The sequence below is a fragment of the Paenirhizobium selenitireducens ATCC BAA-1503 genome, from assembly GCF_900492185.1.
In the GTDB taxonomy this organism is placed as follows: Bacteria; Pseudomonadota; Alphaproteobacteria; order Rhizobiales; family Rhizobiaceae; genus Allorhizobium; species Allorhizobium selenitireducens_A.
Window position 1 is genome coordinate 1 of sequence record NZ_UEYP01000031.1, and the last position, 7,954, is coordinate 7,954.

The window sequence follows — 7,954 nt, forward strand, 5'->3', positions numbered from 1 at the left end:
CCCCAACAATAAAGGGGGATAATTCATACTCTGAAAACGTTCCAGTTTTAGGCGCGAATAGAGGGAAGGCGCGGATAAGTGCGCTAAAAAATTGAAATTTAAGCGCTATTTCAGATGTCAGCTGACCCGGCAAAGCAACGCGGAAATGTGACAACTTGCATCAATTCGGTATCTCAGGTTACTAATCGCAATCGGGCGGAACCTAAACCGATTCCGACTCGCGCATTTTAACAGTTTTTTGGAGATCGCACCCGGCCCAGAAAAGAAAAACCGCTCCCGAAAGATCCGGAAGCGGTCTGCAGTTCGAAAATATAAGCAAGATCGTTCTCGCAGACCTCCCCTCCGATGTCAATAATCAAAACACCTTTTCGGTGAACGGCGGAGCTTTGTCTGGCCTCTGACAGGAGACGGACGATGGGGGAACCCACACAACACAAGCGGCCGACAGGTCGCAGAATGACGAAGGAGCGAGCCGACTTCCGGCGACTGGCGCAGTCAACCGAAGTCGGAACGGTGACGCGTGGTCAGCTTGCAGTACTTGCCAAGAACCTGATGACAGTCGGGATGATCACAACTGCAGAATACGCATTGCTGGAAGCCATCGTAACGACCGCCAAGGCTGACGCCTTCGATAAAGGAGGGCGCCCGATCGTCTACAAGTCGAACAGGCAGCTTGGCTATGACATCAACAAGTCACCGGGACGCATAAGCCGTATTCTCTCGCGTTTGTACGACCTCGGCCTCGTCACCATGCAGGACAGCGCGAATTTCAAGCGCTACCCGATCCGTGATGGCGAAGGAGATATTGCCGACGCTTGCGGCATTGATCTACGTGTCCTGATCGCTCGGCACCATGAACTTGATCAGCTGGTGCGCCAGAAGCGGGAAGAGATTCGAGTTCGCGACAACGCAGCGCGTCGCTTCCGAGACGCTCTACGTGCCGCGAGGTATGCTCTCGTGTCCTCAACCGAACGAGGCGAAGTCATTCTCGGGCGGATCGGCTCCCGTGTTGAGAAGATCGCGGCCTTCATCGGATCAGCCAGGCACGCACCGGCCCAAGTCCTCCGGAAGGCAACAATGCTTTTGGAGTGGCTTGCCGACCGACTGCGCAACGTGAATCGGACCCCGCGAACCTCCGACATAGATGCAAATATGACATGCACGGATGTCGAAAACGACATCCACATACAGATTACAACCCCGAAACTTTTTGAAGCTCGTAATGATGATCGGCGTTCGGCTGACGCCGAACAAGTCAGTTCGTTAGAGGCTGGCTCCGCCAGCAAGAGGGCTTTTGAAGAAAGCCTGAGGCGCCGTTCGAGCCAAAGCAACAGGCAAAAGCACCCGCAGCCGTCACTTGTGGCGCTGGAAGATGTGTGGAGGGCTACGCCAAGCCTTGCCGAATATGGCTACAAGCCGCCGCGCAGCTGGGCGGACCTGGACCGGATTGCCCCCAAGCTTTGCCGCATCGCCGGTGTGTCTGAGGACGCGCGCCAGCGGGCCGTGGACCGAATGGGGCAGCAGGCGGCAGCTGTTGCGATTGCTCTGACGTTTGAGAAATACACGCGGGCCGAGATCAGCTCGCCGGGCGGGTATTTGCGGGCTATGACCGACCGCGCCGCGAGCGGAGACCTTCATCTAAACCGCTCCGTCTTTGGGCTGGCAGCCCGCAACTCGATGGAGGCACACTCGTGATAGGAAATCGCTTGGTTGGAGCCGCGCTGGCCGCGCTTTTGTTCACCGCGTCTTCTGCAGCGGCCGACTATTCAGGCCGGGCGCGAGTGATCGACGGTGACGCCTTCAGCATTCGCCAACAGAGGATCCGTATCGCGGCCATTGACGCCTGTGAGCGGGATCAGACTGGCTCCAAAAACGGTGTGATATGGAATTGCGGGATTGAGGCACGTCGCTTCCTCGCCCGCATGATCGATGGCAAGCATGTCCGCTGCGTTGAAGTCGATCGAGACCAGTACAAACGCCTTGTCGGCCAGTGCTTCATCGACAACTCGGATATTGGCCTTGAAATGGTGAAGGCGGGCCAAGCCAGCCTCTTGTTGCGGTATCTGCCAAGATCCCATCCGATCGACCTGGACCAGTATCGCCGCGCCGAGGCAAGAGCCCGGCAGCTAGGCCAAGGCTTGTGGGGCGCTCAGGTTGAATCACCCTCCTCCTATCGCCGCAGCCATTCCGGCAACTGAACGACTGGCGGCGCTGATATGGGCAACAGATGGCGAGATCTCATGTTTTGGTGGAACTCTTGGTTACCCCAGCCTCTTGTTTCAGGCTGCTGGTTTGGCTGCATTCAGCACAATCCCGCCCTTGACCTGTGCCGATGTCCCATTTTTCGAGGTGACGTATTGCTGCAAGCGCTCAGGCCCCACACCTCCAAAGTGGTTGCTCTTGATGCCCGTTCGCACGGCGACGCGGTTGGCGCAAAGCCGTTCGTCTCCAAATTTTCCCCGCCTTCAGCTTCCTCGCGAAACAAAATTTGTCCCCGTCCAGCCTCCTTCGCTGCGCTCCGGCCTACGGTGCGCACCGCTTTTCGCCGTGCCTTATGGACGATCATCGCAACCACCATAGAGGAGTGATTAACATGAGCATGACCAACTTCATCCAGTTCGACAAAGACGACATCGACAATGCCAAAGGAACCGGCCTCATCTCCACCATCGACCGGGACCTGGACATCAAGGTTACACCTTTCGACTCCACCAACGAAAAGGCTCCGACGCATCGCGTCTATGCCAAGTCACCTCGCGGCCACGACATCGAAGTTGGCGGCATCTGGAAGAAGACCAGCGGAGAAGGGAAGCCGTACTACACCCTCTCCATCAAGCGCCTCGGCTTCAACGCCAACTTGGGCCGCTACCCCGGCCAAGATGACGTGGCACTGCAGGCCATCATCGAATGGGAACCCCGCGATTGATCGCTCTGGGAGGCCCGATCTCCGATCGGGCTCCCACCATAAAAGAGCCGCTTACCCCGCATTCGCTGGATATTCGGCTCTTTTTGTGCTAAGTTGAACAGTAACTGGAGGCTCTGCCAATGAACGTTCATGCCACTCGCCCCGATCGCTCTCCGGAAGCTGTTGCAGCACGGAAGAAGGCTTCAGATCAGGCACGCGCTGCGAATATGCGGCAGGGTTACACCGGTGACCCGGTCTTGGAAGAAGCGAAGGCCCGCTACGTCGCTGGGGACATCACTTCCGAGGAAATGCGCCAAGAGATGCTGGCCCGGTTCAAGCGGCCTTGATCATCACCTAGACATTTATAGCGGCCGCCTGTGAACTCAGGCGGCCTTTTTGCATGAGGTTTCGCTTGGCCCGCGATGATGAAGCCAAAGGCTCCTACACCTATCCCAACACGTCAGGGGATGAAGATTACAAGGATGTTCTGAAGAACAAGCTCAATATCAGGAGCTATTCAGAACTGCGCGAAGCCGAGTACGCGATTACGGACTCAAGGATTACGGAGCTGGCCGAGGGAAAAGGCCCTACCGGTAATCACGACGCAGCGCATCTGAAGGCTCTGCACGGCTACATCTTTCAAGATATCTATGAATGGGCAGGACACACGCGCAATGAAAGTCCTGTCGTCGATGGGCATCGGGTAGAGCCGGTAGGCGGGCTTTCGAAGGGCGATACGACTTTCCTCCCCGGCTCGCGCATCGAAATGGGTCTCAACGAGGCGCTGAGGCCTGCTAGAGACGTTCAGGGCTTGCGAGCCGCCACACCCGAGCAATTCGCCGAGAAGGCCGCTCACGTCCTATCTGAGTTGAACTATGTTCATGCCTTTCGCGAAGGCAATGGAAGGGCAAACGAAGCTCTGGTGGTCTCATTGGGCCGCACCTACGGGCATGATATCGATCTGACCGTCATCACCAAACCTCGCATGATCGAGGCATCCATTGAGACCACGAATGATCCGTCCAGTCCGGCGATGAAGCACCTCATCGAGGATGCAATGGATCCTAACCGCCGCAAGGCGATCCGCAGTGCCATGTCCGATCTTGACCAGGCTGGCGAGAAACCGTTCGAGCACAATATCCGCACGGCCCGCCAGGGCGAAGTGATCGAAGGCCAGGTTCTCGGCCATGACAATCGAGTAGCGAGCCTCGTGACCGAAAAGGGGATTGTGGCCGTAGATCGTGCTGATCTCCCCGAGCAAATACCTGCTGACGACGAGGAAGTTAGGTTCACCGCAAGATCTGATTTCAAGACTCTGGGTCGGCCGGAACAGGTCCAAGATGCCCATTCGCAGCCAGGTCAGCAAAAGGCCCAAGAGCCTCAGTCGCAGCACATCAATGCCGAGCTTAAGGCTATCGAAGCGCAGCAGCTTGCCGATCGCCAGCGAAACCGCGACCAAGACGACCGAGAGCGCTGATCTGCGGCCCTGTCGCTGCAGTGAGGGCCCGTATCGTCGGCCGGGGTGCCTACGCTCAGCGCCCTCTCCTGTCCGTTGGATGGTTTGACGGACAAACTACGATAGCCCCTCACCCATTCAACCGCTTGCGCGGTCCTACACTCCGTTGCGGCCCTACGGGTGCATGGGCTCGTTTCGCTATCTTCGGATCTTTGCCGTCAACCAACGAACAGGAGACGGCAATGCAGAGCGTAAAGGACACCTACCAGCGGATCACCGACACCATCATCCAGCAGCTCGAGGCCGGCACCAAGCCTTGGATTCGGCCATGGCGCGGAAATGTTCGCAGGTCGGCTACGCCGCTGCGTGCCTCCGGCGAAGCCTATCGCGGCATCAACGTGGTCATGCTTTGGCTCTCCGGGCAACTCGCCGGCTACGACGAAAACACATGGATGACTTACCGGCAGGCTCAGGAGCTTGGCGCTCAGGTCCGCAAGGGCGAACAAGGAACCCTCGTCGTCAAGTACGGCACCTTCACGCCGAAGGATCAGGAGGCGGACGATCGCGCAGTCCCCTATCTCAAGGGCTACGCTGTCTTCAACGTCGAGCAGATCGATAACCTGCCTGACCGCTTCAAGAGCCCGGCCGATGATGTGCCAATGGATGCCGTTCCAGTTCTCGAAAACGTCGAATCCTTCATAGATCGCACTGGCGCGAAGATCACCTACGGCGGCAAGCAGGCTTGTTATCGCCCTGGTCTCGATGACATTCTGATTCCGGATCGGGGGCGGTTCCTCAGCGAGATGCACCTTTACAGCACTGTTCTTCATGAAATTTCTCATTGGAGTGGTGCAAAGGCACGTTTGGGCCGTGACCTGAGTGGGCGGTTCGGCAGTGAGGCCTACGCCATGGAGGAGCTTGTTGCCGAGATCTCAGCCGCGTTCGTCTGCGCCGATCTTGGTATCGAGCATGATCCGCGAGACAACACCGCGACTTACGTTGAAAACTGGCTCAAGGTGCTCAAGCAGGATTCACGTGCAGTAATCACTGCCGCCGCAAAGGCTCAGGCAGTCGCTGACTATCTGCGACAGTTCAGCTCTTCTACAGGGTAGGGCCCCTGGCATAACTGTCGGGCCTCATGCGCATCGACCCAAAACTTTACAATTGTAAAGTCGGGCATCCTTGATGCGTATCGACCAAAAACTTTACAACTGTAAAGTCGGGCACCTCGATGCGTTAACTTCTTGTTAACGAAAAACGCCTTGAAGAATCGGAGTCAGTCTGGCATCTCTGACGGAAATGATCTCGTAAAGTGGTCAGAACCGTCAAGAGGATTGAATGTTGCAGCCAGCTTCTCAGAGCGTCAGAGACACTGCGTCGAAGATCGGGGTTTACACCTCGAAACTCTCTGCGGAGCTGAACGATATGCGTGAGGCTGTCTATCCACCCTCTGCGCAGAAAACATTTGGCCGGACATTCTCAACCCTGGACCTTGTGCGGTTACTCAAGGTTCCGGAAAGTACTCTTCGCCAGTTGACGCTGGAAGGGAAGGGGCCTTTGCCCGAGCGTGCAGAAAACAATAGGCGAACCTACACGATAGAACAGGTCAAGGAACTGAGGGCATTCTTGGCCGAACTTCGTCCGGACGAAGCTGGCGAACTGCTCCCGCATCGTCGCAAAGGGGAAAAGCTTCAGGTAATTGCTACGGCCAATTTTAAAGGTGGTAGTTCCAAGACAACCACTTCTATCCATCTTGCACATTTTCTAGGGCTTCAGGGTTATCGGGTCCTGTGTCTGGATCTTGATCCGCAAGCATCGATGACTGCGCTATTTGGTATTCAGCCCGAGTTCGATCTCGGCGAGAACCAGACAGCCTATGCAGCCATTCGATATGACAATGAGAGGCGGCCGCTCGCTGAAGTGATCCGGCCAACCTATTTCCCGGGTGTCGATCTAGTTCCTGGAAATCTGGAGCTAATGGATTTTGAGTTTGATACCCCATCCTATCTGACCTCGAAAACCAGAGATGACTTGGGTTTGTTTTTCGAGCGGTTAAGCAGCGCCCTGGCCCGTGTCGATGATCGATACGATATCGTGATCATCGACACCCCACCGTCCCTTGGATACTCGACGCTCGCCGCTCTTTACGCAGCCACGTCCTTAATCATTACCGTTCATCCGGCGATGCTCGACGTTGCATCGTGCAATCAGTTCCTGATCATGATCTCCGATCTATCGGAAGTTCTGGGGCAGTTTGGAGCTAAATTTGAGCATGACTTTTTCCGTTTCCTGCTCACTCGCGTGAACCCGAATGACGGGCCCCAGAAGTACATGTCTGGAGTCATGCGCCGGTTGTTTGGTGATGATGTACTCGTTGCGGAGGCGCTCGAATCGACGGCAATCGCCGGTGCAGCGGTAGCGAAGAAGACCCTATACGAGCTTGAGTCGGGCGAGGTCGGTCGTGAAGCGTTGAAGCGTGCAATTGAGAGCGCTGATCGAGTTAACTCCGAAATCCTCGACCTCGTTCACAAAGTTTGGGGGCGTAGCACATGAAGAAAAGCATCCTTCAGCGAATGGCGGCCGCCGAAAACCGGACAGAATCTACTGTGGTGTCGGACGCGTCTGACAAGCACTCGCTGGCGCGGCGGCACTCTTCACCTGTCATTTCCAATGTGGGTCGAGCACTGACACAGCTCACCGAAGATAGTGTCATTTCACTCGATCCTGACCGTATCGACCGCTCCCCCTATAGAGATCGCTTTGGCAACGACGAAGATGCGGCCAAAGAGCTCGAGGCGCTTAAGGTTTCTATCGCAAGCGAAGGCCAAAAAATTCCGGTTCTCGTTCGGCCGCATCCGACGAAACCGGATCATTATCAGCTTGCCTACGGGTACCGTCGATGGGCGGCGATCAAGGCCATAATGACAGAAGCGGATCGACCGGAGACCATAAAGATTCGAGCGTATGTTCGAGAGCTTTCCGATCGGCAATTGATTGAAGAGCAATCGCTTGAGAATGGTGTTCGGGAAAACCTGACCTGGATCGAGCAGGCAATGTGGGCAGTACAGCTCAAAAGTGCTGGCCTTTCCCATCGCGCCATGTGCCCAATCTTGGGAACTTCAGAAGCGGCAATATCGCATCTGTTTCGAGTGACGGAGGCGGTTCCCGAAGACATCATTCTTGCGATCGGTAGAGCAAAAGGAGTTGGTCGACCGAAATGGACCGCATTTGCCGAGTTGCTGAAAGATCCGAGCAGCGCAGCACGTGTTCGCAAGATAATCAACACGGTCGAGTTTCGAGGCGCTGACAGCTCCAGCCGTATTGCCCAAGCGATACGAGCTGCAAGTGCTGCAGCCGACAAAGTGACTGCGGAACCAACTGAAGAGATTGTTGACTTCGCCGTGGGTGACCGAGTTTTTGGCCGCATGAAGAGTAATTCGGCTGGAACTACGGTCTCAATCCCGAAGCAGGAACGCGCTTTCGCGCGCTGGCTGGCGGACCGAATGCCTGATCTTCTAAACGAATACAACAATCATTCCGATCCAACTCACCAAGAGGTGTGATCGAGACACTCGTTAATTGGTCAAGAGGAG

8 protein-coding genes are annotated in these 7,954 nt (G+C 56.0%); all 8 read left to right on the top strand.

The genetic code is table 11. The features are described from left to right. Window positions 1–414 precede the first annotated feature (414 nt). The 8 genes from repC (at window position 415) to repB (ending at window position 7,924) form a co-directional block, all read left to right on the top strand. Window positions 415–1,695: a plasmid replication protein RepC gene (repC, locus tag RHIZ70P_RS22160; RefSeq protein WP_115672728.1), complete on the top strand. Its 1,281-nt coding sequence runs from the start codon at window positions 415–417 to the stop codon at window positions 1,693–1,695. Between the two features lie 11 nt (window positions 1,696–1,706). Next, window positions 1,707–2,198: a thermonuclease family protein gene (locus RHIZ70P_RS22165; RefSeq protein ID WP_181904106.1), complete on the top strand. Its 492-nt coding sequence runs from the start codon at window positions 1,707–1,709 to the stop codon at window positions 2,196–2,198. 395 nt (window positions 2,199–2,593) lie between these two features. Next, a complete protein-coding gene (locus RHIZ70P_RS22170) occupies window positions 2,594–2,926 on the top strand; it encodes a DUF736 family protein (protein WP_102022171.1) in 333 nt (110 codons plus the stop codon). A 119-nt stretch (window positions 2,927–3,045) separates the two neighbouring features. After that, the gene (locus RHIZ70P_RS22175) at window positions 3,046–3,252 is read left to right on the top strand and encodes an antitoxin VbhA family protein (RefSeq protein ID WP_115672730.1); all 207 of its coding nucleotides are present in this window, start codon (window positions 3,046–3,048) and stop codon (window positions 3,250–3,252) included. 65 nt (window positions 3,253–3,317) lie between these two features. Further along, complete coding sequence (locus RHIZ70P_RS22180; RefSeq protein WP_235842315.1) at window positions 3,318–4,382, top strand: Fic/DOC family protein; 1,065 nt, start codon at window positions 3,318–3,320, stop codon at window positions 4,380–4,382. Window positions 4,383–4,603: 221 nt separating this feature from the next. Further along, window positions 4,604–5,473, top strand: a complete 870-nt coding sequence (locus RHIZ70P_RS22185) for an ArdC family protein (protein WP_115672733.1) — start codon at window positions 4,604–4,606, stop codon at window positions 5,471–5,473. Window positions 5,474–5,699: 226 nt separating this feature from the next. After that, the gene (gene repA / locus RHIZ70P_RS22190; protein WP_102022175.1) at window positions 5,700–6,914 is read left to right on the top strand and encodes a plasmid partitioning protein RepA; all 1,215 of its coding nucleotides are present in this window, start codon (window positions 5,700–5,702) and stop codon (window positions 6,912–6,914) included. Next, window positions 6,911–7,924, top strand: coding sequence for a plasmid partitioning protein RepB (gene repB, locus RHIZ70P_RS22195; protein ID WP_115672734.1), 1,014 nt, complete (start codon window positions 6,911–6,913; stop codon window positions 7,922–7,924). The genes repA and repB overlap by 4 nt, the downstream gene beginning before the upstream one ends. Window positions 7,925–7,954: the final 30 nt, after the last annotated feature.

Bases quoted from the DNA above. Each gene is read 5' to 3' on its own strand.
- repC (WP_115672728.1), top strand. From the start codon at position 415: ATGGGGGAACCCACACAACACAAGCGGCCGACAGGTCGCAGAATGACG.
- RHIZ70P_RS22170 (WP_102022171.1), top strand. From the start codon at position 2,594: ATGAGCATGACCAACTTCATCCAGTTCGACAAAGACGACATCGACAAT.
- RHIZ70P_RS22175 (WP_115672730.1), top strand. From the start codon at position 3,046: ATGAACGTTCATGCCACTCGCCCCGATCGCTCTCCGGAAGCTGTTGCA.
- RHIZ70P_RS22185 (WP_115672733.1), top strand. From the start codon at position 4,604: ATGCAGAGCGTAAAGGACACCTACCAGCGGATCACCGACACCATCATC.
- repA (WP_102022175.1), top strand. From the start codon at position 5,700: ATGTTGCAGCCAGCTTCTCAGAGCGTCAGAGACACTGCGTCGAAGATC.
- repB (WP_115672734.1), top strand. From the start codon at position 6,911: ATGAAGAAAAGCATCCTTCAGCGAATGGCGGCCGCCGAAAACCGGACA.